22 protein-coding genes are annotated in these 25,756 nt (G+C 69.1%); 7 read left to right on the plus strand and 15 right to left on the minus strand.

What is annotated here, in order from left to right; all coding sequences use genetic code 11:
- Window positions 1–35 precede the first annotated feature (35 nt).
- From QHF89_RS19730 to QHF89_RS19745, 4 genes are all read left to right on the plus strand, one after another.
- Entirely contained in the window at window positions 36–4,832 is a 4,797-nt protein-coding gene (locus QHF89_RS19730) for an AMP-binding protein (protein WP_136966419.1), read from the plus strand.
- On the plus strand, window positions 4,829–5,830 hold the full coding sequence (locus QHF89_RS19735) for an NAD-dependent epimerase/dehydratase family protein (protein WP_136966418.1): 1,002 nt from the start codon (window positions 4,829–4,831) through the stop codon (window positions 5,828–5,830). Before QHF89_RS19730 ends, QHF89_RS19735 begins: the two co-directional genes overlap by 4 nt.
- A gap of 65 nt (window positions 5,831–5,895) precedes the next feature.
- On the plus strand, window positions 5,896–6,948 hold the full coding sequence (locus tag QHF89_RS19740) for a hypothetical protein (RefSeq protein ID WP_136966417.1): 1,053 nt from the start codon (window positions 5,896–5,898) through the stop codon (window positions 6,946–6,948).
- 21 nt (window positions 6,949–6,969) lie between these two features.
- Window positions 6,970–7,827, plus strand: a complete 858-nt coding sequence (locus QHF89_RS19745; protein ID WP_136966416.1) for a CvfB family protein — start codon at window positions 6,970–6,972, stop codon at window positions 7,825–7,827.
- A 19-nt stretch (window positions 7,828–7,846) separates the two neighbouring features.
- Here the strand turns inward: QHF89_RS19745 and QHF89_RS19750 are convergent, their stop codons facing one another.
- The 4 genes from QHF89_RS19750 to QHF89_RS19765 form a co-directional block, all read right to left on the minus strand.
- Entirely contained in the window at window positions 7,847–8,845 is a 999-nt protein-coding gene (locus tag QHF89_RS19750) for an energy transducer TonB (RefSeq protein ID WP_136966415.1), read from the minus strand.
- Window positions 8,842–9,468, minus strand: a complete 627-nt coding sequence (locus QHF89_RS19755) for an RNA polymerase sigma factor (protein WP_136966414.1) — start codon at window positions 9,466–9,468, stop codon at window positions 8,842–8,844. Before QHF89_RS19755 ends, QHF89_RS19750 begins: the two co-directional genes overlap by 4 nt.
- A 104-nt stretch (window positions 9,469–9,572) precedes the next feature.
- Window positions 9,573–11,594, minus strand: a complete 2,022-nt coding sequence (gene mutL, locus QHF89_RS19760; RefSeq protein WP_136966413.1) for a DNA mismatch repair endonuclease MutL — start codon at window positions 11,592–11,594, stop codon at window positions 9,573–9,575.
- Window positions 11,591–12,283: a hypothetical protein gene (locus QHF89_RS19765; protein WP_136966412.1), complete on the minus strand. Its 693-nt coding sequence runs from the start codon at window positions 12,281–12,283 to the stop codon at window positions 11,591–11,593. Before QHF89_RS19765 ends, mutL begins: the two co-directional genes overlap by 4 nt.
- 96 nt (window positions 12,284–12,379) lie before the next feature.
- Between QHF89_RS19765 and QHF89_RS19770 the strand changes: the two genes are divergently transcribed.
- The 3 genes from QHF89_RS19770 to QHF89_RS19780 are packed head-to-tail and all read left to right on the plus strand — an operon-like array spanning window position 12,380 to window position 15,291.
- Entirely contained in the window at window positions 12,380–13,546 is a 1,167-nt protein-coding gene (locus QHF89_RS19770; RefSeq protein WP_136966411.1) for an RNA polymerase factor sigma-32, read from the plus strand.
- A 3-nt stretch (window positions 13,547–13,549) separates the two neighbouring features.
- Window positions 13,550–14,410, plus strand: a complete 861-nt coding sequence (rsmI, locus tag QHF89_RS19775) for a 16S rRNA (cytidine(1402)-2'-O)-methyltransferase (protein WP_136966410.1) — start codon at window positions 13,550–13,552, stop codon at window positions 14,408–14,410.
- Window positions 14,407–15,291 carry an alpha/beta fold hydrolase gene (locus tag QHF89_RS19780; protein ID WP_136966409.1) on the plus strand — a complete coding sequence of 295 codons (885 nt, stop codon included), beginning with the start codon at window positions 14,407–14,409 and terminating at the stop codon, window positions 15,289–15,291. The genes rsmI and QHF89_RS19780 overlap by 4 nt, the downstream gene beginning before the upstream one ends.
- Window positions 15,292–15,298: 7 nt before the next feature.
- On the opposite strand, the gene QHF89_RS19785 is transcribed toward QHF89_RS19780, so the two are convergent.
- The 11 genes from QHF89_RS19785 to dapA form a co-directional block, all read right to left on the minus strand.
- Window positions 15,299–15,568: a hypothetical protein gene (locus QHF89_RS19785; protein WP_136927110.1), complete on the minus strand. Its 270-nt coding sequence runs from the start codon at window positions 15,566–15,568 to the stop codon at window positions 15,299–15,301.
- A gap of 54 nt (window positions 15,569–15,622) precedes the next feature.
- The gene (gene rsgA, locus QHF89_RS19790) at window positions 15,623–16,708 is read right to left on the minus strand and encodes a ribosome small subunit-dependent GTPase A (RefSeq protein ID WP_136966408.1); all 1,086 of its coding nucleotides are present in this window, start codon (window positions 16,706–16,708) and stop codon (window positions 15,623–15,625) included.
- A gap of 52 nt (window positions 16,709–16,760) precedes the next feature.
- On the minus strand, window positions 16,761–18,845 hold the full coding sequence (gene glyS, locus QHF89_RS19795) for a glycine--tRNA ligase subunit beta (RefSeq protein ID WP_136966407.1): 2,085 nt from the start codon (window positions 18,843–18,845) through the stop codon (window positions 16,761–16,763).
- Window positions 18,846–18,938: 93 nt separating this feature from the next.
- Window positions 18,939–19,364, minus strand: coding sequence for a hypothetical protein (locus QHF89_RS19800; protein WP_136966406.1), 426 nt, complete (start codon window positions 19,362–19,364; stop codon window positions 18,939–18,941).
- On the minus strand, window positions 19,364–20,041 hold the full coding sequence (locus QHF89_RS19805) for a hypothetical protein (RefSeq protein WP_136966405.1): 678 nt from the start codon (window positions 20,039–20,041) through the stop codon (window positions 19,364–19,366). The genes QHF89_RS19800 and QHF89_RS19805 overlap by 1 nt, the downstream gene beginning before the upstream one ends.
- 60 nt (window positions 20,042–20,101) lie before the next feature.
- Complete coding sequence (locus QHF89_RS19810; protein ID WP_136966404.1) at window positions 20,102–20,881, minus strand: tetratricopeptide repeat protein; 780 nt, start codon at window positions 20,879–20,881, stop codon at window positions 20,102–20,104.
- Window positions 20,851–21,678 carry a hypothetical protein gene (locus QHF89_RS19815; RefSeq protein WP_136966403.1) on the minus strand — a complete coding sequence of 276 codons (828 nt, stop codon included), beginning with the start codon at window positions 21,676–21,678 and terminating at the stop codon, window positions 20,851–20,853. The genes QHF89_RS19810 and QHF89_RS19815 overlap by 31 nt, the downstream gene beginning before the upstream one ends.
- A gap of 318 nt (window positions 21,679–21,996) precedes the next feature.
- Complete coding sequence (locus QHF89_RS19820) at window positions 21,997–22,674, minus strand: ankyrin repeat domain-containing protein (protein WP_136966402.1); 678 nt, start codon at window positions 22,672–22,674, stop codon at window positions 21,997–21,999.
- A gap of 74 nt (window positions 22,675–22,748) precedes the next feature.
- Window positions 22,749–23,876, minus strand: coding sequence for a hypothetical protein (locus tag QHF89_RS19825; protein ID WP_136966401.1), 1,128 nt, complete (start codon window positions 23,874–23,876; stop codon window positions 22,749–22,751).
- A 138-nt stretch (window positions 23,877–24,014) separates the two neighbouring features.
- The gene (gene dapB, locus QHF89_RS19830) at window positions 24,015–24,764 is read right to left on the minus strand and encodes a 4-hydroxy-tetrahydrodipicolinate reductase (protein ID WP_136927192.1); all 750 of its coding nucleotides are present in this window, start codon (window positions 24,762–24,764) and stop codon (window positions 24,015–24,017) included.
- Between the two features lie 29 nt (window positions 24,765–24,793).
- Window positions 24,794–25,705, minus strand: a complete 912-nt coding sequence (gene dapA / locus QHF89_RS19835) for a 4-hydroxy-tetrahydrodipicolinate synthase (RefSeq protein ID WP_136966400.1) — start codon at window positions 25,703–25,705, stop codon at window positions 24,794–24,796.
- Window positions 25,706–25,756: the final 51 nt, after the last annotated feature.

A 25,756-nucleotide genomic window follows, 5' to 3' on the forward strand; every position in this document is an offset into this window, starting at 1 on the left:
TCTCCCTCTCACGGGGGGGAAACGAGGCGAATTCCATGAGCGAGACGGAGACGACTGGGGGTTTGGGGGCGGCGCAGCCCGGCACCGCCGGGCATAGCCCCCAAGCGGTGAACGGAGCTGCACAGAGCACCCCGCTGCTCCCTTCGCGTGTCCTCTCCGGCAAGCGGCTGGTGGTCGTCGGCGGGACGGGCTTCCTCGGCAAGGTCTGGGTCTCGATGCTGCTGCATCGGTTCCCCGAGATCGGCCATCTCTACCTGCTCGTCCGGCCCAAGGCGGGCCAGACCGCCGAGGAGCGGTTCTGGTCGCAGATCGCGACCTCCGCCTCGTTCGACCCGATCCGCGAAGCGCACCCGGGCGCCGAGTTCGAGGCCTGGGTGGCCCAGAAGATCACGGCGATCGCGGGCGACATCGTCCACCACGAGTGCGGTCTCGACAAGGACCTGCTCGCGCGCATCGACGGCACGATCGACGCGGTCGTCAACGTCGCGGGCGTCGTCGACTTCAACCCGCCGCTCGACGAGGCGCTGGAGGTCAACGCGTTCGGCGTGACGAACCTCGTCTCGCTCGCCCGCCGCCTCGGGGCGCCCGTCCTGCACACGAGCACGTGTTACGTCGCCGGCTACCGCTCCGGCCTCATCGAGGAGGTCGACCCGCGCGAGGTGCCTTTCCCGCGCGCCGAGGGCGAGACCTGGTTCGGCGCGGGGATCGCCGAGCGCACGCTCGAACGCTCGCACTGGGATCCGCAGCGCGAGATCGACGAGTGCCTCGACCTCATTAAGCAGGCGCGCCACCGCTGCGAGGACGCGTTCCGGCAGAGCGCGTTCCTCGACGAGGCCAAGGAGAACCTCCAGGCCCGCGGCGAGCCTTGCCGCGGCACGGCGCTCGACGCCGAGCTCGCGAAGGTGAAGCGCCGCTTCATCGAGAACCAGCTCACCGACGCCGGCACCGAGCGCGCGCATTTCTGGGGCTGGACGAACATCTACACGTACACGAAGAGCATCGGCGAGCAGGTCCTCGCGGCGAGCGGCGTGCCGTACACGATCGTGCGTCCGGCCGTCATCGAGTCCTCGTGCGTCTATCCGTTCCCCGGCTGGAACGAGGGCATCAACACGAGCGCGCCGTTCATCTACATGGCCATGCAGGGCCAGGTGCAGATCCCCGGCGACCACCGGGTCCACCTCGACATCATCCCCTGCGACATGGTCACGAGCGGCATGATCGCCTCGCTCTGCGAGCTGCTCGAAGGCAAGGCGCCGGCCGTGTACCAGTACGGCACGACGGACACGAACGGCTGCCGCATGACGCGGTACTACGAGCTCATGGGCCTCTACAAGCGCAAGCTCGCGTACGAGGGCAAGCGGAGCGCGCTCTTCGACTGGGTCAAGGCGTACTTCGAGCCCGTCGGCCTCACGAAGAAGCAATACGAGCAGCACGGCTCGCACCAGATCGCGAAGGCGATGAACACGCTCGGCGGCGTGCTCGGCAAGCTCGCGGGCGGGCCGGTGCGGCCGCTGCTCAAGCCTGCGTCGGACATGCTCCTCAGCGCGGCGAAGGCCGAGGAGAAGATGGCCGGCGTGATGGACATCTTCCTCCCGTTCGTCGCGGAGGCGGACTGGGTGTTCTCCTGCGCGAACACGCGCGCGGCGATGGCGCGCATGCCCGAGGACGAGCGCGCGAAGTTCTACTGGGAGCCCGAGAAGCTCGATTGGCGCTGGTTCATGTGGGACATCCACATCCCGGGCCTCGAAAAGTGGGTCTTCCCGCTCATCGACGAGAAGCAGAACAAGCAGCTCAAGGCCCTGCGCAAATACGACCAGCTCATCGACCTGATCGAGGAGATGGCCGAGCGGCACGACCACGCCGTCGCGCTGCAGCTCCTCACGGACGAGGGCCTCACGCGCACCACGTTCCGCGAGTTCCGGGACGGCATGCTCGCCACGGCCGCGCGCCTCGCGGCGGTCGGGGTTCAGCCGGGGGATCGCGTGCTGCTCGCGGGCGAGAACCAGCCTGCGTGGCCCGTCGCGTACTTCGGCATCCTGCGCGCCGGCGCGGTCGCGGTGCCCGTGGATCCTGCGCTGGAGGAGCGCCAGCTCGCGAACATCCTCCGCTCCTCGGGGGCGCGCATCGCGCTCTGGGATCCGTTCGTCGAGGGCAAGGGCGGCAAGGGCGCGCGCGCCTCGTTCCCCGAGCTCCGCGTCTACGATCTCCCGAGCTTCGCGGACCCCGATGTACACGAACAACTGCCCCCGCCCGAGGTCACGATCAAGGGCGAGCACATCGCGAGCATCATCTACACGAGCGGCACGACGGGCGATCCGAAGGGCGTCATGCTCTCGCACGACAACTTCACGGCGCTGCTCGCCTCGCTCGCGCCGATCTTCCCGCTCGCCCAGCACGACCGCATCCTGAGCGTCTTGCCGCTGCACCACACGTTCGAGTTCACGTGTGGCTTGCTCCTCCCGATCTCGCGCGGCACGCGCATCATCTACATCGGCGAGCTCAGCGGCGAGCGTGTCTCGAAGGGCCTCGCGGAGGGACGCATCACCGCGATGGTCGGCGTGCCCGCGCTCTGGCAGATGCTCGAGCGCCGCGTGACCGCGCGCGTGAAGGAGCAGGGGCCCGCGGCCGCGGCGGCCTTCGATTGGGCCCTGGAGCTGAACCGCTTGCTCGGGGAGAAGGCCGGCCTGAACCTCGGCCGCCTCTTCTTCGGCACGGTGCACAAGGCGCTCGGCGGCAACGTGCGTTTCCTGATCTCGGGCGGCGCGGCGTTGCCCAAGGACACGGCGAACGTCTTCCGGGGCCTCGGTTTGCCGCTCAGCGAGGGCTACGGTTTGACCGAGGCGGCGCCCGTGCTCACCGTGGCCAAGGCCGCGCCGGGCCTGCGCCCGGGCACGGTCGGAAAGCCCATCCCGAACGTCGAGATCAAGATCGACAAACCCGACGCGGGCGGCGTCGGCGAGGTGCTCGCGCGCGGCCCGAACGTGATGCTCGGGTACGCGGGCAACGAGGAGGCGACGAGCGCCGCGATCGACGAAGCCGGGTGGCTGCACACGGGCGATCTCGGCAAGCTCGACAAGAAGGGCCGCCTCGTCATCGTCGGCCGCAAGAAGGACGTCATCGTCACGGCGAGCGGCGAGAACGTGTACCCGGACGACGTCGAGAATCTCCTCGGCGGCACCCCGCACGTCCGCGAGATCGCGATCGTGGGCATCGATGACGGGCAGGGCGGCGAGCGCGTCGCGTGCCTCGCCGTGCCCGAGCGGGACGAGGGCGAGCCCGTGGAAGGCGAGAAGCGTCCTTCCCGCGCGGAGCGCCACGAGCGCGCGATGAAGGCGTTGCGCGAGGCGTTCCAGAAGTTGCCGAAGGTCGCGCAGCCGTCGGTCGTGCACCTGTGGGATCACGACCTGCCGCGCACCGCGACCCGCAAGGTCAAGCGCAGCGAGGTGAAGAGCGTGCTCGCGAAGCTCGCGAGCGCGTCGGCCATGCCCGCGGGCGAGGGCGCGGGGCAGGCGACGAGCGCGTCGGCGCGCCACGCGATCGCTACGATCGCGAACAAAAAGTCGGCCGATCTCACGCCGGGGATGAACCTCCGGGGCGATCTCCGGTTCGACTCGCTCATGGCGATGGAGCTCGCGGCGGCGCTCGAAGCGCAGACGGGCCGGGCGATCGACACCGACCGGCTCTCGCGTTGCGACACCGTGGGCGACGTGGAGGCGCTCGTCGTCGAGATCGGCGGCGAGGCGGCGCACGAGGTCGAGCTCGCGAAGGTCGACGAAGGCGAGGACGAGCCGATCAAGTTCCCGAAGCCGCTCGCCGACATGGCCAAGCAGCTCCTCGGGAAGGCCCAGATGAACTTCTACGACCGGGTGATGCACCCCAAGGTCTACGGAAGGGCCTACATCCCGCACAACCGGAACACGATCGTCGCCTCGAACCACGCGAGCCACCTCGACATGGGGTTCGTCAAGTACGCCCTCGGCGCGTACGGCGACGAGCTCGTCTCGCTCGCGGCGCAGGACTATTTCTTCGAGTCGGGGAAATGGCGCCGCGCGTATTTCGAGAACCTGACGAACCTCGCGCCCTTCGATCGCAAGGGCGGCCTCCGGCAGGCGCTCCGCCAGGCGGGCGACCTGCTCGATCAGGGCAACACGATCCTGATCTTCCCGGAGGGCACGCGGAGCACCGACGGCCAGATTCACGAGTTTGGCGCGGCGATCGGCCACCTCGCGCTGCACCACGAGGTGGACATCCTGCCGGTTTGGCTGGGCGGAACCTACGAGGCGCTGCCCAAGGGCGCGAATTTCCTGAAGAAGCGCGACCTCGTGGCGCGCGTCGGGCCGCCGCTCGAGGTGCGTGAGCTAAAGCGCCTCACGGCCGGCATGAAGACGACCGTGGCGTGTCGCAAGGTCGCGGAGCTGACGCGGCAGGCGGTGGTCCTCCTCAAGGAGGGCAAGGTGCTCGACATCCGGCACATCGACCGGATCGAGGAGGCGACGCCGAAGCAGGAGCACCCGCTCGTGCTCCTGTTCCGCGACCTCGAGACGAAGTTCGTCCCGAACCGCGTGACCGCGCCGGTCACGTATTACTTCACGCTCGGCAACGAGAACGAGGCCAAGTGGACGCTGCGCGTCGAGCCGAACAAGTGCGAGGCGAAGATTGGCAAGCCCGAGGGCGCCGCGGCCGATTGCGTGCTCAAGACGTCGCCGGAGATCTTCCTCAAGATCGTGCGTGAGGGCTACACGCCGAGCCCGATGGAGTTCATGTCGGGCGCCGTGAAATCGAACGACATCTCGCTGCTCTTGACCTTCCAGAAGGTATTCGATCTCGTATGAGCCGCTATCTCGTCACGGGTGCCACGGGGTTTCTCGGACGTCACCTCGTCTCGGTGCTGCTCTCGGGCGGTCACCAGGTGGTGGCGCTTTGCCGCAAGGAGCCCGCGGGCTTCGCCGGAAAAGAGGGTTTTTCCGTGGCGCGCGGCGACGTGCTCGACGCCGAGAGCGTCAAGCGCGCGGCCGAGGGCTGCGAAGGGCTCTTCCATTGCGCGGGCCGGGTCTCGCGGCGGCCGGAGGACGCGGAGGCGCTCTTCCGGGTGCACGTCGAGGGCACGAAGATCACGCTCGACGCGGCGCGGGCCGCGGGCGTGCGGCGTGTCGTCCTGGCGAGCACGAGCGGCACGATTGCCGTGAGCCGCGAGGCGAAGATCATCGACGAGACGGCGCTCGCGCCGCAGGACGTGATCGCGCGCTGGCCGTATTACCGGTCGAAGCTCTATGCCGAGCGCGCGGGGCTCGACCGCAGCGGGCCCGGGTTCGAGGTCGTGTCGGTCAATCCCTCGCTCCTGCTCGGCCCCGGGGACGTGCTCGGCTCGTCGACCGGCGACGTCGTGAAGTTCATGGAGAAGCGCGTGCCGATGATCCCGAGCGGCGGCCTCTCGTTCGTGGACGCGCGCGACGCCGCGGCGACGATGGTGGCGGCGATGGAGAAGGGCCGGGCGGGCGAAAAATACCTGCTTGGCGCGAAAAACCTGACGTTCGAGGCGTTCTTCGGGATGCTCGAGCGCGTGACGGGCGTGAAGGGCCCGAGCGTGAAGGCGCCGAAGAGCTTGCTCCTGGCGCAGGCGGGCGCCGAGATCATGGAGCGGATCGCCAAGCGGATGAACACCGAGAGCCCGATCGATCGGGTGAGCGCGGAGATGAGCCAGCATTATTGGTACCTCGACGCGAAGAAGGCGACGCGGGAGCTCGGCTTTTCGCCCCGGGACGCGATCGAGACGCTCTCCGACACGGTCAAGGATCTGCGCGAGCGCGGGGTCGTTTGGCCGAAAGACTAGGTCGAGGACGGCCCCACGGGGACCATTGCGACGCACGCAGCCCTCGACTAGGGTCCGCGGGCGACATGTCCCACAGCAAGCTCGTTTCTCCTACGATCCTCGCAAGCCTCGTCCTCACGGTCGCCGCATGCGGTGGCTCCACCGCGGAAAACCCGCCCCCGGCGGACCCGGCGACGGCCACGTCGACCACGCCGAGCGCCGCTCCTTCGGCCGCTCCGACGGCGACGCCGACCGCTACGCCCGAGGCCAAACCCGAGGCCAAGCCCGCGGCCGAGCCCGAGAAGCCCAAGGGCCTCGTGCACGACGCGGATGGCCCGGATGGGGTTCGTCGCTGGGCGCTCTGGGATGGGCCGAAGACCGGCGCGGCCATTACGACGCCGAAGGCGTGGGTCGTCGCGCCCAATATGGGCAGCCTCAAGGAGACGAAGGATTCGTTCGGCGCGGTCCGGATCAAGCTCGTCACCGTCGCGAAGGCCGACGCGAACGAGGTCGTCTACGAGGAGCGGGGGAACAAGTACGCGGTGCCGGCGGCGCTCGCGCGGCCCGCGGCGCCGCCGAAGGGGCTCAAGAAGGGCGCATTCGCGATTTGCAACTTCGGGCAAAGCCACTGGGTCGGGCGCATCGAGGCGGTGGACGCGAAATCGGCGACGTGCGCGCTCCGGTTCATGAAGAAGCTGCGCAAGGAGAAGCTCCCGCTGGAGGAGGTGCTCGCGTTCGAGGCGCCGCTCGGCATGGGGAGTTACGCGATGGTGCGCTTCGAGGGCGGCCCGGACACCGATACGTCGTATGCCGCGCAGGTCTTCTTGGTGAGCGGCGAGGACGCCTGGGTCACGGTCGAGACGCAGTTCGGCAATGGGTACGGGGCGCGCGAGGGGCGGCGTGTGCACAAGGTCAAGGCGTCGAACCTGACGCCCATCGATGTCTCGAAGCCCCTCGCGGTGGGCGCGCCGTGTCTCACCGAGGATGTCGTGCGCTTCGGGGCCTGCACGGTCAAGAAGGTGTTCGACGGTGGCCTCGCGTATGTGCTGGCCTTCAAGGACAACGAGTCGCCGATCCAAGAGGAATGGGACCTCGGCACCGTGGCGCCGCTCCCGAAGGAGGCGAAGCCGGCCAAGTAAAGGCCGTTCGCGACAACCCGCATGCCTTACGACGATCTCCTCGGCCGATTCGTGACCCTGCCCGTGCGGCGCCTGGGGCCGCCGGGCGTATTCCTCGCCGTCGATTCGACGGATCCGCGCCCGAATGCGCCGGTCTTGCTCCTGCCGCGCAGCGAGGTCCCCGAGGGCACGAAGGAAGGGGACGAGCTCCACGTCTTCGTGTATCTCGATTCGGACGACCGGCCCATCGCGACGTTGCGCACGCCGAAGGTGACGCTCGACGAGGTCGCCTTCCTGCAGGTGACGGACGTCAATCGGTACGGGGCGTTTTTCGATTGGGGCCTGGTGAAGGAGCTGCTCGTGCCGTACGGCGAGCAGACGCGCGACGTGCGCGTGGGCGAGCGGCATCCGATTGGATTGTTTCTCGACGATCGGGGGCGGCTCGCCGGGACGATGCGCGTGAGCGAGCTCTTGCGCGATCAGGGCGAGTACGATCTCGACGCATGGATCGACGGGGAGGCGTGGCGGAACGATCCTGACATCGGCCTGTTCGTCATTCTGGAACGGCGGGTCGTCGGATTGGTCCCGGCGTACGAGCCGCACGGGCTTTCTCGCGGGGAGGCGGCGCGTTTTCGCGTGGCGAACATCCTCCCCGATGGGAAGCTCGAGCTCTCGTTGCGGGGACATGCGCACGAGGAAATCGAGAACGACGCGGCGTGCGTGCTCGCGGTGCTCGGGCGCCCCGGTGCGCCGCGCGTGGGCGATCGGTCGAGCCCGGACCAGATTCGGTCCCTTTTTCAGCTCAGCAAGAAGGCCTTCAAGCGGGCCGTGGGGCACCTCTTGAAGGAGCGCGCCGTCTCGATCGACGCACAAGGGTTCCTCGTGCCAAACCGGCGTTAGCGGCGTCAGAGCGGCGGCGTCAAATCCCGTTCTTCCAGCGCACGAGGGGCACGCCGCGGGCCGTCGCCGGTTGGTCGTTCCCTTCGCGCAGGGTGATCGAGATGCGCCAGATGTGATCGCTGTTGTCGACGGGCCGACCGTCGACCGTGATCGGATCGGACCGGCTCGCGCTCAAGGCCTGGAGGATCGGCTCGTCCAGGAAAGGCAGGCCCCGCAGAATTCTGCAATTCGTGTTCCTGCCGTCCGCGCGGATCGTGCACTGGACGCTGACCTCACCCTGGACACGTTCATACGCAGCCATGCGCGGGTACTTCAAATCGAACCCGTAGAGCTTGGCAGGACGAACGATCTTCGGGGCATAGCTGCGCGCACGGCTCGGCGTCTGGACCGGCTCGGCGTTCGTCGCGGGCTCCGGAGCGGGCGCCTTTGCCTCGTTGCGCGCCTCGGACTCGGCGCGGGTCTCGGGCGCCGGCGGCGGCGCGGGCTCGTCCTGCCGCGACGGCGCCCTGGGAGGCGCGGGCGCGACGGGCCTCGGGGCGCGCAGGGGCTCCGCGTTTTCGCTCTCGTCTCCGGTCGGTACGGCGAGCGCGAGGGGCTCGGGCGTGGGCAAAAGGGTGTCCGGCTCGTTTTCGAGGACCGTGACCCTCGGCTCGACGACAGGCTCGCCCGTCACGTCCACGGCCACATCGCGGCGGCCCACGCCGAGGCCACCCGCAAGGAGCAGCGCCGCGACGCCGAAGGAAATGGCGATCTCCGGCGCGAGGGGGCGCGACGCGGGCGCCTTTCGCGGGGCAGGCTCCGCATTCGTATCGCTCGCGCGGAGCACGCGCGCCTGCCACCCGATCGGCGGCTGCACCTCGGGCTCGGCGTGGGGCAACGCCGCGAGGATACGCTCGTATTTGCGCTGCGCGGTCGCGCAGGCGGCGCAATCGATGAAATGCGGGTCGAGGGGCTGTCCCCGCTCGATCTGGAGGATTCCGTCACGCTCGAAGCGGTCGCACATGGCCATGGTGTTCATCGCGGATCGACCCCTTTGTTTTCGAGGCATTGACGGAGCAAGGGCATGGCGCGCGCAACGCGCGCCTGGAGCGTGGCGGGTCTCTCGCGGCAGATACGCGCCATCTCCTCGTACGAAAAACCTTCCTGATACCGGAGCACGACGGCGACGCGCACGTGCGGCTTGAGCTTGCCGAGGCACGCTTCCAGGGCCTCAGGCAGGTCGCGCGCGGCCACCTGCGTCTCGGCCGACGGCGCCGCGTCCATTTCTTCGGGCGGCTCTTCGCCGAAGACGAAGCGCGCGAACCACCTGCGGTTCGCCTTCAAGGCGTCGAGGCATCGGTGGTTCGCGATGGCATAAAGCCACGGCCGGAATCCGTTCGAGCCGGAGAACGTGCCGAGGTCCTCGAAGGCCTGGATGAAAACGAGCTGGTGCACGTCGTCCGCGAGGGGGCGGCTCCGGAGCACCTTGTGGCAATACCGGTGGATGGCGGCGCCGTATTCCTGCATGAGAAGGACGAGCGCGCCGCGGCGATCCCCGCACGCGAGCGCCTCCTGGGCGCGTTCGTCCGGGCCGAGCTTCCGAGGCGCGTCGTCCACCGCCTCCCACCCGTGGGCCCGTCCTGCAGCGATCACGTGTGTCATCGGTTGCCCTCCCCTCCATGGGCGACGGAGGGCGGCCGGGGACAACAGAAAAAATTCGGGCAGGCGCTACATGCGCGAAAGAGCTTGGTTCTTCGTCCGGCCGGTCAGCGCCGCCCGACCTTCTGTTCGAGCTCGGCCCACCGGATCCGCATCACGACGGGGCGGCCGTGCGGGCAATGGCCGGCGAAATCGACTTCGTCGAGCGCGCGGAAGAGCGCCTCGGCTTCTTCCTTGGAGACGGCGTCGCCGGCCCGGATCGAGCCGTGGCAGGCCATCGTGGCGAGGGCGAGGTCGATCGCGCCGGAGAACGCGCGCTCGCCGACGCGCGAGAGCTCCGAGAGCAGATCGCGCAAGAGGACGGCGGGCGTCGCGCGAGCGGCGAGGATCTGCGGGACGGCCGTGATCGCCGCGTCGCGGATGCCCCGCAACGAGACGTCGAGGCCCGTGCGGCTGATCGCGTCCTGCGCTTCCTCGATGATCGCCGCCTCTTCGGCCGTGACCGTGACCATTTCGGGGATCAGGAGCCGTTGCGAGGCGACGGCGCGTGTTTCGTAAGAGCGGCGCAGGCGTTCGAAGGTGACGCGCTCGGCTGCCGCGTGCTGGTCGAGGACGAAGAGGCCATCTTGCCCCTCGCAGACGAGGAACGTGCGGCGGACCTGCGCGACGAACGAGAGCGAGCCGAACGCGCCCGGTCGGTCGGCCGTCTGCGCGCGCTCCTCGGCCGTCGGATACGGCATCGCGCGGGGAGGGGCGGCGATCGGCGGCGGCGTCGGGGTCGGAACCGGCGGAGGCGGCGGCGTGTCTGCGGCGAGGCCCCACGGGTCCGGCTCGGGCGCGGAAGGAATGGTTTGTCCCGAAGGATCATTCCGAGGCTCCGGCAGCGGCAGCTCCCCCGAGCCATTCCAGGTCGTGACCGGCGGCGTGGCCTCGTCGACCGGCTTTTGTTTTCGCTGGCCGAAGGGGGCAGGGCCGGAAGCATCGGCAGGGGCCGATGCGGGGCCCTTGCCGAAGAGCCCGGGCAAAAATGCCGTCGCCGGCGGCGGGGGCGTGGCGGGCTCGGGCGGGAGGTTGCGCTCTTCCGCGCGATTCTTGTGGTAATGCGCCCACGGCGAGGCGCCGGGCGCGGGCAAACCAAAGGCGCGGGCCAGCGGCGCGGCGATGATCTTGTAGAGCGCGTCCTGGATCGCGCGGCCGTCGGCGAATCGGACCTCGGCCTTCTGCGGGTGCACGTTCACGTCGACGAGCTCGGGCGGCAGGTCGAGGTGGACGACGCCGACCGGATAACGGCCCGGCTCGAGCACGCTGCCATAGGCATTGGCGACTATACGCGCGAGCGTGCGGTCCTTGACCGGACGGCCATTCACGAAAAACAGGAGCCGCGTCGCGCCCGCGCGCGCTCGCTCGGGACGCGAGAGGAAGGCTTCGACCGCGAGCGGGCCGCGCTCGCCCCGGCACGCCGCGAGGGGCTCGTCGTCGAAGACGTCGAGCGCGCGCTCTTCGCGGCTCTGCGTGCGCAGCCACTCGCGCGCGACACGCCCGTCCCGCGCGAGGACGAGCGTGACGTCGGGCCGGCAGAGCGCCGCAGCCTCGACGACCTCGGTGACGTGCGCGCTCTCCGTGCTCACGGCGCGCAGGAACTTCCGCCGCGCCGGGACGTTGAAGAAGAGGTCGCGCACCTCGATGCTCGTGCCCGCCGCGACGCCACACGGGCCGACGTCCGCGGGGCTCCCGCCCTCGATCCGGACGAGCGTGCCCTCGTCGTCCTCGGACTTGCGCGTGCGCAGCGAGAAGCGGCTGACGCTGGCGATCGAGGGAAGCGCCTCGCCGCGGAAGCCGAAGCTCTGGATGCGGCGCAGGTCGTCGATCGATCCGATCTTGCTCGTGGCGTGACGGAGGACGGCGAGCGTGGCGTCCTTGCGGTCCATGCCGCTGCCGTCGTCGGTGACGCGCACGAGCGTGACGCCGCCGCCCTCGATGTCGACGCGGATCCTGCGCGCGCGGGCGTCGAGCGCGTTCTCGACGAGCTCCTTCACCACGCTCGCGGGGCGCTCGACGACCTCGCCGGCGGCGATCTGGTTGGCGAGGTCGTCCGGAAGAACGTGGACACGCCCGAGCGGCTGCGTCACGAGTCCTCGGTCTGCTCTTGCGCGGCCGCGACCGCTTCGAAAAACGCCTTCGTGCGCGGGCTCGTGAGCGTGATCGTCGCGAGGACGAGCGCCCCCACGTCGAACAAGATCAGCCGCGCGCGCGGCAGCCAGAGCCAGAGGCGCCGGTCGAGCAGGAGCGGCCACGCCTCGCGTTGATCCGCAGGCGCGGTCGAGGGGAGCGCCGGCAAGACGTCACCGACGCGCATGACGGAGTCGACCCACGCGTACCGCGCGTCCCGGAGGAGCCAGAACGTCACGGTCGCGAGCGCGGCGTTCGCGAGGAGCGCCTGGATGGCGAGCATGCGCGCCCCGGGCCTGCCGCTCATGGCCATGCCGCTCGCGATGACGAGGAGCACGGAGAGCAGGAAGCGGCCCACGGAGAGCGGGAAGGCGAGGTGGCTCATCTCGCCGAGCGTCCGCAAACGCGCGGCTTCCTGCAGGGCCATGAGCGACTCGATCGGCTCGGCGGCGTCCTTCAGGTTCGACGTCAAGGTCGCGACGTCGGGCAGGTTGCCCTCGCGCAGGTACACGAGTGTCGCGAACGCTTCGGAGAGGCCTTGTACGCCGATGAGCCATGCGAGGATCATCGCCGCAACGAGGTACCAGGGCCGAAGCGTGCGCTTGCGCGCGGACGAGGACGGGGGCGGAGGCGGCGCGGAAGTGCTCACGCAGGGGGGGCTCTAGCACGTTCCTGCGATGCCGCGAACCACAGGTGGCGCGCCGCCGCCCACGTGTACTAAGAAAATGCCCGCAAGAGGTACTGGGTGGCCACCAAGAAGACCGAGCCGGGTAAAAAGACGACGAAAGCCTCGGCGGGCGGGGCGACCAAGCGAGGCAAGCGGAGCGACGCATCCGCCGCGGCGAAAGCCGAACGCCAAGCCTCCGCCACGAGCGCCGAGCCGGCCGATGGCGCCGATGGCGCGGGGGACGACGAGGATCGCGCGGCCGAGCCGGAGGGCGCGGACGGCGAGGTGGTCGAGGCCGACTTCGAGATCGTCGACGACGATGCGGATGCGGGTTCGTTCGGCAAGATGCCCCTCGCGGAGCGCAAGGGCTCGCAGAAGAGCGACGCCGCGCTCTCGCGCACCGATCCGCTCCAGGCCTACCTGCGCGAGGTGCAACGCCATCCGCTGCTCACGCCCGAGGACGAGCAGAAGCTCACGCGGCACTACGCCGAGACGCAGGACGTGAAGACGGCCGCGCGCCTCGTGACGGCGAATCTCCGGCTCGTGGTGAAGCTCGCGTACGAGTATCGCCGCGCCTACAAGAACATCATGGACCTGATCCAGGAGGGCAACATCGGCCTGATGCAGGCCGTGAAGCGCTACGATCCGTATCGCGGCGTGAAGCTCTCCTCGTACGCGGCGTGGTGGATCCGCGCGTACATCCTCCGGTTCATCCTGAACAACTGGCGGCTCGTGAAGCTCGGGACGACGCAGGCCCAGCGCAAGCTCTTCTTCAACCTGAACAAGGAGAAGGCGCGGCTCTCGGCGATGGGCATCGAGCCCACGGCCGGCGAGATCGCGCGGCGGCTCTCCGTGGACGAGAGCGAGGTCGTCGACATGGATCGGCGCCTGTCGAGCGGCGAGGCTTCGCTCGACGCGCCCGTCGGCGACAGCGAAGGTCGCTCCGTGTCGCGGATCGATCTCATGCCCTCGTACACGACGGGCCCGGATGCCGCGTTCGAGTCGCAGGAGATGGCCGAGATGGTGCGCGAGCGGCTCGCGAAGTTCCGCGAGACGCTGAAGGGCAAGGACGTCATCATCTTCGACAAACGCATGGCCGCCGAGGATCCGCTCACGCTCCAGGAGCTCGGCGATGAGTTCGGCATCTCGCGCGAGCGCGTGCGGCAGCTCGAAGCGCGGCTGACCACGAAGCTACGCGAGTACCTGCGCGAGGAGCTCGGCGACGCTGTCGGCGGCGCGAGTTAGGCCGTGAGCGGCGCGCCCGAGCGAGGGGTGCTCTCCGTGGTGGCCACGCCGATCGGCCACCTCGGTGATCTGTCGCCACGTGCGGCGGAGACGCTCCGCAATGCGGCCCGCGTGGCCGCCGAGGATACGCGCAGGACGCGCGGGCTGCTCACGCACCTCGGCATCACGGGCAAGCCGATCGACAGGCTCGACGCGCATGCCTCGGCGCACGACGTGGCGCGCGTGGTCGAGCGATTGCTGGCGGGGGAAGACGTCGCGCTCGTGACGGATGCGGGCACGCCCGTCGTGAGTGATCCGGGCACGGACCTCGTGCGCGCGGCGGCCGAGGCCGGCGTGCGTGTCGTGCCGATCCCGGGCCCGAGCGCGGTGATGGCGGCGCTCTCGGCGTCGGGCCTGTGCACGGGCGCGTTTCGGTTCCTCGGCTTTTTGCCGCGCAAGGGGCCCGAGCGGCGCGACGCGCTCGAGCTCGTGCGCGCGACGCCCGAGTCGGTCGTGCTCTTCGAATCGCCGGAGCGCACGGCCGAGACGCTCGCCGATCTCGCGACGAGCATGCCGAACCGGTCCGGCGCGGTCGCGCGCGAGCTGACGAAGGTGCACGAGGAGATTCTGCGTGGCCCGCTCCCCGAGCTTGCGCGTATCGCCGCCGCGCGCGAGACGCTCGGCGAGGTGACGATCGTGATCGGGCCGGGCGAGGCGCCGAAGGGCCCGCTCGTCGGCGAGGAAGAACTCGATCGGCTCATCGACGAGCACCTCGCGCGCGGCCGGCGGCCGAAGGACATCGCCGACGAGCTCGCGCTCGTGTCAGGCCGTCCGCGGCGCGAGCTCTACGCACGTGTGCTCGCGCGGAAGAGGGACGAGCGGTGACGGACATCCACGCGGTGGTGTCGCGGCCGGGCCCGGTCGAGGCGGCGATCCTCGCGTCGCTCGGCGATTCGTTTGAGGTCAAGCGAAGGGCGCTGCCGCCGGTGACGTTGCGGACGCTGGAAGGCGGGCAAGGCGCGCCGGTGCTCTTCCTGCACGGGCGGGGGGATGCGGGGACGATCTGGGCGCCGGCGCTCGTGGAGGTCGCGCGCTCGCATCGCGTGATCGCCGTGGATTTGCCCGGGTTCGGTCACTCGTCGTCGCTGCCGTTCCGCGGCGAGGATCGCGACGCGGCGGTGCGTTTTTTCGTCGAGCCCATCGCCGCGCTCGTGCGCGAGCTCGGCCTCGCGGAGGCGTCGCTCGTCGGGCACTCGCTCGGCGGGCTCGTCGCGCTGGAACTCGCGCTCGGCGGGCATGTGCGGCCGCCGAAGCTCGCGCTCGTCGCTTCGATGGGGCTTGGTCCCTTTGCGAGCCTGCGGTCGCGCGCGTTCTTTCGCCTCGGGCCGGAGCGCATCGCGCGGACGCTCGGCGCCCTGGCGTTGCCGCGCGCCGCACAGGGAGATGCGTGGAGCGAGCGCCTCACGCGCCTCGAAGTCGAGCTCTTCTCCGTGCTCGGTGGCAAGGCGCCGCCGGTGCGGGCGTTCGACGCGCTCTTGCCGATCGTCGGCCCCGCGTACGAGCGATCGTCGGAGCTCCAACGGATCGACGCCGACACGCTCCTCGTGTGGGGCGAGCGTGATCCGTTCTTGCCCGCGCCGATCGCGATCGGCGCCGCGGCCGCGATGCCACACGCGCAACTCGTGATGTTGCCGGGGCTCGGGCACACGCCGCACATCACAGACGCGGCGCGTGTTACCGACTTGCTTTCGTCGTTCCTCGCGTAGGAGCGCTTCAGGCGAGGTTGACGTCGACCTCGTGGAAGCCCGCGACGTGGTCGTGGGCCTCGATCTGACGGCGGACCCAGGGCGCGTCGCGGCGCGCGACGATGATGATGTTCACCTCCTGGCCGGGCTTCGCCGTGATTCCGGACGTGGAGAAGCCCATCTTGCCGGCGTCGTCGAGCGACATCACGACGGCCTGCGTATCGCGCTTGGTCTCTTCCGAGAGGAGCGTGTCGGCGTCTGCGCCCTTCACCATGTGCACCACGAAGGCAACGTGCATGGGCGGTATGGTCGCCTCGATCGTGGGGCGAGCGCAAGGGGCAGCGAATGCGGGTCAGCCGCGCTTTTTCTGGAGGTGCGCCCGCAATGCGCGCGCCTGCACGCGGTTTTTGCGAATCTCCTCGGTACGCGCCCGCGGGTCCGAGGCCATTTCGAGCCGATCGCCCTCTTTTTGAAGATTCTTGTAACTCGCGAGCCGATCGGCCGAGAGCGCGCCCTCCGCGACGGCTTTCTGCACGGCGCATCCAGGCTCTTTTTCGTGACGGCAATCGCTGAAGCGGCAATGGGCCGCGAGAGCCGCGACGTCGTCGAAGGCCTCGTCGAGCCCCGAACCCGTGTCCCATAGGCCGATCTCGCGCATGCCCGGCGTGTCGATCACGATGCCGCCCGTCGGGAGCACCACGAGCTCGCGCCGCACGGTCGTGTGGCGGCCCTTGTCGTCGTCGTCGCGGACCGGCGAGGTGGCGAGGCGATCCTCGCCGAGCAGGCGATTGATCAGCGTGGATTTGCCGACGCCGGAGGAGCCGAGCAGCACGCCGGTCGTGTTGTCGCGCAGGTAGCCGTGCACGATCTCGATGCCCTCGCCCGTCAGCGAGCTCGACGCATGAATGGGCACGCCGCGCGCAATCGCCGCGGCCGCTTCGATCGCAGGGCCGGGGTCGACGAGGTCGGCTTTGCTCAGGAGGATGACGGGCTCGGCGCCGCTCTCGCGGGCGAGCGCGAGGTAACGCTCGAGCCTGCGCGGGCTGAAGTCGCGGTTGAGCGAGCTCACGAGGAAGACGTGATCGACGTTCGCCGCGACGACCTGCGGCTTCTTGTCGAGCCCCGCCGCGCGGCGAACGAAGGCGGTGCGGCGCGGCAAGATCGCCTGGATGACGGCGCGTCCTTCCGTGTCCGGCGTCTCGTCGAGGACGACCCAATCGCCGACGGCCGGCATGTCGAGCGCGCTCTCGGCTTCATGCCGCAGCCGGCCCGTGATGACGGCCCAGCGCTCGCTCGTCCCGTCGTGCACGCGGTAGGCGCCCCGGTGCTCGGTGACGATGCGGGCAGGCCGCCGCGCGGACGCATGCTCGGCGGCGTGCGCGGCGAAATGGCCGGCGAAAGGAGGGGTGAATCCGAGTCGGACGAGGTCGGGGTTCATGCGGGAGGTGTCGCTGCCCCGAGACCTTAGCAGAGGAGAGGACGGCCTTCCGTCAGGCTTCTTTCCGTTCGCCGAGCAGCTCCAGCCGCGCGATCGTCGCGCACGTCTCGCTGATGGCCCGCATGAGGCGCAGGCGATTCTCGCGAACGGGCAGGTCGTCCGTCATGACGTACACGTCGAGGAAGTAACGGTGAAGCAGCGGCGCGAAGCTCGCGACCTCGCGCAGCGCGCCCGCATAGTCGCCCACGCGGCGCAGATCGACGAGCTTGGCCGCGAGCACGAGGTAGCCGTCGTGCACGGCCTTCTCGCTCGCATGATCCTCGGCCCGCGGCGGGGTCGGCGTGCCGGCCGACGCGCCGCTCGCGATGTTGGTGGCGCGCTTGAAGACCTCGCCGACCCGCGCACGCGTGTCCGCGTCGAGGCCCGCGAGCGCCGTCGCCCGCGCCCGCGCGTCGAGCGGACGATCGGAGGCAACGGGCAACGCCGCCGCGACCGCGTCGCTCGGCAGCTTCGCTTCGAGCAGGCCGCGCAGGCGCTCGGTGAAGAAGTCGCCGAGTTTGTCGCCGAGCTCGCCGGGCCCGAGGTCGAGCGAGACGCCGCCGTAGCCGTCGTACGCCGCGCGGAACGCGTCCGAGAGGCGCAGGTCGAACCCTCGATCGAGCACGGTGCGCAGGATGCCGAGGCACGCGCGCCGCAGGCCGTACGGATCGGCCGCGCCCGTCGGCGTGAGGCCGATGGCGAAGCAGCCGACGATGGTGTCGAGCCGATCCGCGATCGACACGAGCGCGCCCGCGTCCGACGGCGGCGTCGCTTCCTGCGCGCCCTTCGGCTGGTAATGCTCGCGGATCACGTCGGCGACCTCGGGGCTCGTGCCTTGCGCGAGCGCGTAGGAGCGCCCCATCTCGCCTTCGAGCTCGGGGAACTCGCCGACCATGAGCGAGACGAGGTCACACTTCGCGATGTGCGCGCCGCTCACCGCGGCCATGATCGTAGGCTCGGGGAGCTGGAGCAAAAGGCCGAGCTCACGCGCGAGCCGCTCGACGCGCTCGGCCTTGCCGAGCATCGTGCCGAGCCGCTTCTGGAAGACGATGCCGGCGAGCTTCGTGCGCCGCTCGGCGAGGGGCACCTTGACGTCTTCGCGGTAGAAGAAGCGCGCGTCCGAGAGCCGCGCCCGCATCACGCTGTCGTTGCCGCGCCGGATGTTTCCCGGGTTCTCGGCGGTGTTCACGACCGAGAGGTACTTCGGCAGGAGCTTGCCGTCTTGCCCTCGCAGGCCGAAGTACCGCTGGTGGCCCTTGGCGACCGCGAGGATCACGCGCTCGGGCAGCTCCAGGAACTCGTCGCCGTAGCCGCCCACGATCACGTGCGGCTCCTCGACGAGCGAGAGGTTCTCCTCGATGAGGAAGTCGTCCTCGATGAGCGTGCCGCCCGCGGACTTCGCGGCTTCGAGCAGGCGCTCGCGCATCCTCCGCGCGCGCTCCTCGGGATCGACGAGCACGTGTGCGGTGCGGAGCGCGTCCACGTATGCGCCGGCCGAGCCGATCGAGATCATGCCCGGCGCGAGGAAGCGGTGGCCGTAGGTGACGCGCCCGCTCTTCACGCCGGCGACCTCGACGTCGAGCACGTCCTCGCCGAAGAGCGCGATGATCCAGTGGATCGGCCTGCCGAACGCGAAATCCCCCGCGCCCCAGCGCATCGATTTGCGGAAGGGGATCGACGTCGCGATCTGCGCGAGGGCCTCGGGCAGGAGCGCGGAGGCGGCCTTGCCGGCTTCGCGCCGCGTGCCGACGAGGTACTCGCCTTTCGGCGTCTCGACGCGGCGCAGATCTGCCACGGCGCCGCCGATCTTCGACGCGAACGCCTCGGCCGCCTTCGTGGGCACGCCGTCCTTGAACGCGGCTTTGACGGGCGGACCCGTGACCTCTTCTTCGAGATCCGGCTGGCGCTCGGCGACGCCGGAGACGAGCACGGCGAGCCTGCGCGGCGTACCGAGCGCGTGGATCGCGCCGTGCACGAGGCGCAGATCCGAGAGGCGTTTCTTCAGGAGATCGGGGAGCGCGCGGAGCGCGGCGTCGACGAACGAAGCGGGCAGCTCCTCGCAGCCGATTTCGAGCAGGAGGTCGCGGGTCTGGGACATGGGGCGCGCAACGTAGCGCAAACGGGCGGCTTGGGGCAGGGGAAGCGTGGGGGACGGCTGGGCGCGGCTGGGTACGTCCCAGGCGCGTGCCGGTTACTCCGCCAGACGCGCGAGCCTGCCCTCGGCGGTGAGCTCGCAGGTCCCCGTCAAGGCGCCCGAGAGCGTCGCCGTCAACGCGAGCTCCACGCGCAGCGACGTGTCGGTGAGCGTGAGGGTCCCGTCTTGGATGGTCAGGCTTCGTGTCGTCCCGTTGACCGTCTCGGCGGGGCAACTGGTTTGACGCACCCGCGCGGTATCCCCCTCCACGTCGGCGATGACCGTGGCGCCACACGCAGCGTCCCACGCGACGGTGTCGCCATTGTCGTACAAGGTCAGTTCGAGGGTCTCTTCCGTTTCGGGGACGGACGAACCATCGGAGCAATCACCGCTCTGCGAGAGGTCCCCGACGAAGGTGCCATTCCAATCGGGACCGCAGGCGACGAGGCAGAGGGCCAGGACCGAAATCGAAAGCTCCTTCATCACCCCTCGCTCGTGGCGCCCTTCTTCTTTCGCGGCTTTGCGAATCGGCTGAAGTACGACTCCACCCGCGCGGAGTCGTTCGGAAACTTCTTCGTCAGATCCGCGTGCAGCTTGATTCGCTCCTCCACCCAGCGGCGCTTCACGTCCGCGAGCGTCTTCTCTTTCAAGAACGCGAGCTCGTCCTCGACCTTCGTGCACGCGGCGTCCGCGGCCTCGACGGCCTCCACGGCGCCGAGGAGCCGGGCGAAGTATTCGCCGTGGAGTGGCGTGAAGCCGGGCTTGTCCTTGTCCTCGTCGAGGGCCTTGAGGAGGGCGCGGACCCTCTTGGGCACGACCTCGCGCGCGTCGGCCTCCGTCACGGAGCGGAGACCTTCGGGGAAAGAACGCCGATAACGCGGATCGTCCCGGTTCTTGTTGCAGAGGTCGAAGAGGCGCAGGTCGAAGGAGCGGACGAGCCGATCGACGACACGGTCGCAGCCGGAGATCACGGCCTCGTGCACCTGGACCTGCTCCTCCAGGTCCTCTTGCTCGCGATGTTTGGTCTTCAGCTCGGCGTGGACGGCCGCGAAACCGGCCTCCATCCCCTGCGTCTCGGCGTCCGCGCGGACGGCGGAGAGGGTGAACGCGCCGCGCGTGCGGTACTGGTCGGTCGGGGTGTCCTCACGAGGGTTGTCCATCCGTGCAGAGTACGTCCGCCCACTACACGAGGGCAAGGCCGTTGGTGTGCTCGGTGTAGTTCACGGCTCACCTTCGCTGGTTCCGCCGCCGTGTTTTGCTTCCCACTCCCTCTGCCTCTTCGACGGCATTTCTCGGGTCATCTCCGCGAGCGCGAGCATGCTCTCGCCGAGCGAGCCCCGGACGGGCATCTCGACGGCAAAGTCCTCCGCTCCCGCCTCCGCGACGCACCGCCATTTCTCGTCGACCGGCTGGCCGACGGCGTCTGAAAAATCGACCAGCCAATGCAGGTAATAGGGAATGGCCGACGCGTACCTCGGATCCTGATGGCTGAACGCCTCCTCGAAGATCGAAAGGGCTTCTTGAGGCCTCCCGAGCGCCTGCACGATTTGCGCTTTTACGCTCCCGTGGAACCATCGATCCGTGACGTTATCAAAGGGGAACCGCCCCCACGCATCACACGCCTCGTCGGCCTCTGGGTAACGGCCCGCCTCGAACAGGACCGAGGATCGATCTCGGGTGATGCTTCGAGCCAGCCACTGGTCGTGATCGCGGTGGCGGTTCGCCTCCAGGAAGGCACCGATACCCGCGAGCACTTCCTCGTATCGCTCCTCGTCCTCCAACACCAGGAAATGGAGCCATGCGTGCTCGTAGGCATCTTGCACCTGCAGCCGGTCGAGGCAGGTCGCGCACACCCTTTTGGTAGACTTGGGCTGGATGTAAAGTTCGGTCGCGGGCTTCTTCCGGCAAAACCAGCAGAGCGGATGGGGTTCGTCGACGGACGGCATGTCGTCTCCCTCCTGCATCGGATTCAGTTCGGTTTCCAACCCGGCGGCGGACATTTGTAGTTTGGCCATTGGCCCTTGTCCTTTTTGCACTCGTCAAAACATGAACGACAGTCCTTCTTTTCTCCGAACATTTCCTGGTTCCAATCCGGCTGAGATTTATTTCCGAGACACTCGTCGAACCGGGGCTGGCACTTTTCCAGGACCTTCCTGGGCCACCTCTTGATCGCCTCGACCACCTCCTCCTGCGGCTCGTCCTCCGACAACACCACAGCCGCGATGACCACGACGACCACGACCACAACGATCGTCACCCCTCCGGGGGCCGCGACGACCACCTCGGCCAGCTTGACGATCTCGGGCAGCACCGTGACGTTCGCCAGCACGCCTCGCGCGGGCAGGTGCCCGCCGTAGGAGACCAGCTCGGTCCTATCCGTCGAGAACCCCGCGTCCGCCATCGTCCGCAGCGCATTCATCATGCACCGTTCGAGCCCGGCGTCGTCGAGCCGCGGGCCCTTGGGCGCCACCGCCTGCACCCGGTCGTCCGTGAGCTCGACCTTGAAACCGATCTCGTACGCCTGGCGCCGAAGCCGCCCGGTACCCTCCTCCGCGCACGCTTGCAGCGCACGGACCGTACGCGCAGGGAGCGAACCCTGCGTCCGCTCGGGCGCGACCGCATGTTCCTCGCTCGACCCGCACCCCATCGGCGCCACGCACACAGCTACGCATGTAGCCAGGAGCGCTGCCCACGCAAACCGCCCACCGCTCGCCCGCTCGCGCCGGAAGGCGGAGAGGGCGAACGCGCCGCGCGTGCGGTAGGGGTCCGTGGGCGCGTCCTCACGAGGGTCGTCCATCCGTGCAGAGTAAGTTTGCTCGCGTTATGGGTGCAAGGCTCCGCACTTCGAGGACGGCGCAGAGGGGCTTTGGAAGCTTCCGCGGCGTGCAGGGATGTGCACCGAGGGCGCTTGGCGCAGTCCGCGTCGTTCAGCGGAAGCGCACGAAGGGGGTTCGGTGCGCGTCCTCGCATGCAGCGATCCGCGCGGCGGGCGGTTCGTGTCGTTCCCCGCATGCCGAGGAAACGTCCGAATGCCCGAAGTGCACGGCGTGGCATGAAGAGGACGGCGGGCAGGGGCCTTGGAAGCGCGCGTGGTCCGCGAGGGGATGACGTCCCCTCACGGCTGCGCGGCGCCGTGGCGGCGCAAGAGCTCGACCCCGTCGGCGCACCTTGCCTTCGAGGCGATGTGCAGCAAAGAATCGTAACCGGCGGGCGGCTGCATGTCGGCGCCGAATGCAGCGAGCAGCAGGTCGAGCACGGCGAGGGACTTTTTTTCCGATCGCGTGACGAATTCGGCCGTCACAAAGAAGCAGGTCTCATGCACGGGCGGCCGGGCGAGCAGCGCCTTCACCGCCTGGGTGCGGCCGAGCTCGCAGGCGATTTGGAGCGGCGTGAAACGCGTGGGGGGACGGTCGCAGATGGCATTCGGATCGGCCCCGGCGTCGAGCAGCGCCTTGAGGACGGGCGGCCCCGCATTCGCCGCGGCGAGGTGGAGCGGCGTGCCGCCCGGCGACGCGAGGTTCACGTCGCCGCCCGCGGCCACGAGCATCCGAACCATCTTCGCGTCCCGCACGAGGTGGAGCCCGGCCAAACCATCGACGCGGGTCTCGTTGGCCGAAAAGCCTCGCGAGAGGAGCAGATCGAGCGACCGGTGGGCTTTCATCAATGCCGCCATCGGCACGAGCGCCGGGCTCTTCGCGGGGAGGTTGTCGAGGAGCGCGGCGAGCGCGCTCGGATCATCATGACGAAGGACGGCGACGAGGGCCTGGGCGGAGCCGGCGGGCGTGATCGTCATACGTCATCGAACCACCCGTAGCTCCGGGGGTCAACGATGCATCCGCGCGAACGGTGATCGCAGAACTGCGACGGTCAGAGCAGATTCGCGGCCGCGAGCGAGAACATCGGGCCGTCCGCGCCGGTCGCGCCGCTCTGGCTCTCCAGGCCTTTGACGAAAAGCGTCCCGGTACCGACCGCCACGGGGTACTTGTAGACGACGCTGTTGTCACGCGCGTCGAGCAAGAGCGGCGTCGTGGTCTCGTTTTCGAGGTCGTAGGCGAAGAGCCCGAAGTTGCCCTCGTAGACGATCTTGTTCTTGAATTTGCACCACGTCATGTCGTGGCCCGGGTGATGCGCCTCGATGAACGTCTTGTTCATCGAATAACTGGCCTTGATCTTCTCCGTGATGTTCTCGCGCGTGTCGGTGGCCTTGTCATAGCGGAAGAACTCGCGGTCCTGCGAGTAGACGGCCCCGCCGGGATAAAAATCCGCGCCGCCGACGCGCTTGTCGTTCTGCACCCATTTCGCCTTCATGTCGGTGAGCTCCGCGAGCCAGAGGCGGCCCCCTTCGCTGAACATGAGCGTCGTGCCGTTGACGGCGAAGTTCGTGAATTCACCCATCACGTTGGGCGCGATGAGGTCGTCGAGCGCGAGCACGTCCGTCGGGTTCGCCTGACCGGGCGTCCACTTTTGAAGGACGTACTTGCCGGTGTCGCCGTGGATCACCGTGACGTAGAGATCGTCGCCCGTCACCGAATAGGCCCACCATTTCTGGCCGAAGGGCGGCGCGGGCAGGACGAGCTTGCCGCGTGGCATTTCGGGCGAACCGGCGGCGTAGGTGTTCGCGCCGTCGAGCTGGTTCATCGAGGCGACCATGGTGCTCGACGCCGCGAAATTGATGTTGTCCACCGGGTTCGGGCTCGAGACGCCCGTGAGGTAGGGCTTGAAGGTGTAATCGGTGCGCTGCTTCTTGCTGTCGTCGAAGCTGCGGAGGAGCGGGTTTCCGCTCCCGACCTCGACCCAGTAGAGGGTATTGCCGGTGGCGAAGAAGTCCTGCGCCGGCGTCTCGATGAAGACGTCGCGTCTCCCTTCGAGCTCCTCGCGCAGGGCCTCGAACTCGGCGAGGTCCTCCTCCTGCGTCTGCTCCTCGCCGCCATTGGCTCCGCAGCCGGCGAGGAAGAAGGCCGTGAGGCAAGCGGCGACCGTTCGAAGACCGTTCATGAGAGGCTCCTTTTTCGGGAGCAGAGGATAGGAAATTCGCCCGAGGCATCAAGGCATTGTTCACCCCGGAGGGGATGAACAATGTCCGAGCACGAGCAAGGGGAGGAAGGGCTCTCGTGGAAGGGGGCGCGACGCCGGTTACCCGAGCACGTCGGCCATCGAATACCGGCCCGCCGGTTTTCCGAATAGATACCGCGCCGCGCGCAAGGCCCCGCGGGCAAACAGGTCCCGGTTCGTCGCCCGGTGCGTCAATTCGAGCCGCTCGCCCGGGCCGAGGAGGTGCACCGTGTGATCGCCGATCACGTCGCCGCCCCGCACCGCAAAGACGCCGATTTCATCCGCCGCGCGAGGCCCCACGTTGCCCTCGCGCCCCGTGACCGTGCGCAATCCTTTTCGGGCGTCGCGCGCCGCGTCCGCGAGCCGCGTCGCCGTGCCGCTCGGCGAATCCACCTTCGCCTTGTGGTGCGTCTCGACGATCTCCACGTCGAACCCGAGGCCGAGCCGTCGCACCGCTTCGGCCACGATCTCGGCGAGCACCTGCACGCCGAGGCTCGTGTTCGGCGCCCAGAGCACGGGGATCGTCGCGGACGCCTCGTCGAGCTTCTTTTCGGTGTCCGCGTCGAGCCGCGTCGTTCCGCTCACGACCGCGACGTTCTTCCGCCGCGCCACCGTGAGCACACGCGAGAGCGCCTCGGGGCGCGAGAAGTCGATCACCACGTCCGCCCCGAGGAGCGCCGAGGCCACGTCGTCGCCGATCGCCACGCCGAGGATGCCCGCGCCGGCCACCTCGCCCACGTCACGCCCGAGGTGGGGGGATTGTGGGGAGGCAAGGGCCCCGACGATCGAAAACCCCTCCTGCGCGGCGAGGCGCACGATGCTTTGCCCCATGCGCCCCGTGGCGCCCGCGATCGCGAGCTTCACGAGGCGGCCTTCGGGAAGCTCGCGTCGAGCTGCGCGAGCGCCTCGGCCACCTTGCGTTGCGTGGCGTCGCTCGCCGGCAAAAGCGGCTGCCGCACCGCGGGCGTCATGCGGCCCATCGCCGCGAGCGCCGCCTTCGCTGGCGCCGGATTGGGTTCGAGGAACATCGTGTTGTGCAGCTCGACGAGCGCGAAATGGCAGGCCCGCGCCCGCGCGAAATCGTTCGCCTGGAGCGCGCGCGTCACCTCGCTGACCTCACGCGGGCGCACGTTCGACGTGACGCTGATGACCCCGCTCGCGCCCACGGCGCCGAACGCCAGCGTGAGCGCGTCGTCGCCCGAGAGCACCGTGAGCCTGTCGCCGAGCTTGCGCTTGAGCTCCTGGCAGCGGAGCACGTTGCCCGTCGCGTCCTTCAGCGCGACCACGTTCGGCGCGCGCTCGCAGATCTGCGCCGTCGTCTCCGCCGAGAGGTCCACCACGCAGCGGCCCGGGATGTTGTAGAGGACGATCGGGGCGGGGACCGCGCGCGCGATCGAGAGGACGTGCTCGCGCATGCCGTCCTGCGAGGGCTTGTTGTAGTACGGCATCACGACCATGACGGCGTCGGCGCCCGCCGCGAGCGCCGCCTTCGACGCGCTGATCGTCTTCTTCGTGGAGAACGATCCCGTCCCGGCCACGACGGGCACGCGTCCCTTCGCGACCTCGACGACACGCTTGATCACGAGGACCTGCTCTTCGTCCGAGAGCGTCGGCGATTCGCCCGTGGTGCCACAAGGCACGAGGCCCGAGACGCCCCCCGCGATCTGCGCCTCGACGAGCGCGTCGAGCGCGGCGAGATCAACAGCGTCGCCATCCGTGGTGAACGGCGTGACGAGCGCGGTAAACGTGCCTGAGAACGTGAGGGTTTGCATCTGCGCGCGACCTTGGATGCCTTCGCGAGGCACGTCAAGTTTCCGCGGCCC

The organism is Polyangium sorediatum, from assembly GCF_029946465.1.
GTDB classification, from domain to species: domain Bacteria; phylum Myxococcota_A; class Polyangia; order Polyangiales; family Polyangiaceae; genus Polyangium; species Polyangium fumosum.

Coding starts and splice junctions, on each gene's coding strand:
- QHF89_RS19730 (WP_136966419.1), top strand. CDS start 36: ATGAGCGAGACGGAGACGACTGGGGGTTTGGGGGCGGCGCAGCCCGGC.
- QHF89_RS19735 (WP_136966418.1), top strand. CDS start 4,829: ATGAGCCGCTATCTCGTCACGGGTGCCACGGGGTTTCTCGGACGTCAC.
- QHF89_RS19740 (WP_136966417.1), top strand. CDS start 5,896: ATGTCCCACAGCAAGCTCGTTTCTCCTACGATCCTCGCAAGCCTCGTC.
- QHF89_RS19745 (WP_136966416.1), top strand. CDS start 6,970: ATGCCTTACGACGATCTCCTCGGCCGATTCGTGACCCTGCCCGTGCGG.
- QHF89_RS19750 (WP_136966415.1), bottom strand. CDS start 8,845: ATGAACACCATGGCCATGTGCGACCGCTTCGAGCGTGACGGAATCCTC.
- QHF89_RS19755 (WP_136966414.1), bottom strand. CDS start 9,468: ATGACACACGTGATCGCTGCAGGACGGGCCCACGGGTGGGAGGCGGTG.
- QHF89_RS19785 (WP_136927110.1), bottom strand. CDS start 15,568: ATGCACGTTGCCTTCGTGGTGCACATGGTGAAGGGCGCAGACGCCGAC.
- rsgA (WP_136966408.1), bottom strand. CDS start 16,708: ATGAACCCCGACCTCGTCCGACTCGGATTCACCCCTCCTTTCGCCGGC.
- glyS (WP_136966407.1), bottom strand. CDS start 18,845: ATGTCCCAGACCCGCGACCTCCTGCTCGAAATCGGCTGCGAGGAGCTG.
- QHF89_RS19800 (WP_136966406.1), bottom strand. CDS start 19,364: ATGAAGGAGCTTTCGATTTCGGTCCTGGCCCTCTGCCTCGTCGCCTGC.
- QHF89_RS19805 (WP_136966405.1), bottom strand. CDS start 20,041: ATGGACAACCCTCGTGAGGACACCCCGACCGACCAGTACCGCACGCGC.
- QHF89_RS19810 (WP_136966404.1), bottom strand. CDS start 20,881: ATGTCCGCCGCCGGGTTGGAAACCGAACTGAATCCGATGCAGGAGGGA.
- QHF89_RS19815 (WP_136966403.1), bottom strand. CDS start 21,678: ATGGACGACCCTCGTGAGGACGCGCCCACGGACCCCTACCGCACGCGC.
- QHF89_RS19820 (WP_136966402.1), bottom strand. CDS start 22,674: ATGACGATCACGCCCGCCGGCTCCGCCCAGGCCCTCGTCGCCGTCCTT.
- QHF89_RS19825 (WP_136966401.1), bottom strand. CDS start 23,876: ATGAACGGTCTTCGAACGGTCGCCGCTTGCCTCACGGCCTTCTTCCTC.
- dapB (WP_136927192.1), bottom strand. CDS start 24,764: ATGGGGCAAAGCATCGTGCGCCTCGCCGCGCAGGAGGGGTTTTCGATC.
- dapA (WP_136966400.1), bottom strand. CDS start 25,705: ATGCAAACCCTCACGTTCTCAGGCACGTTTACCGCGCTCGTCACGCCG.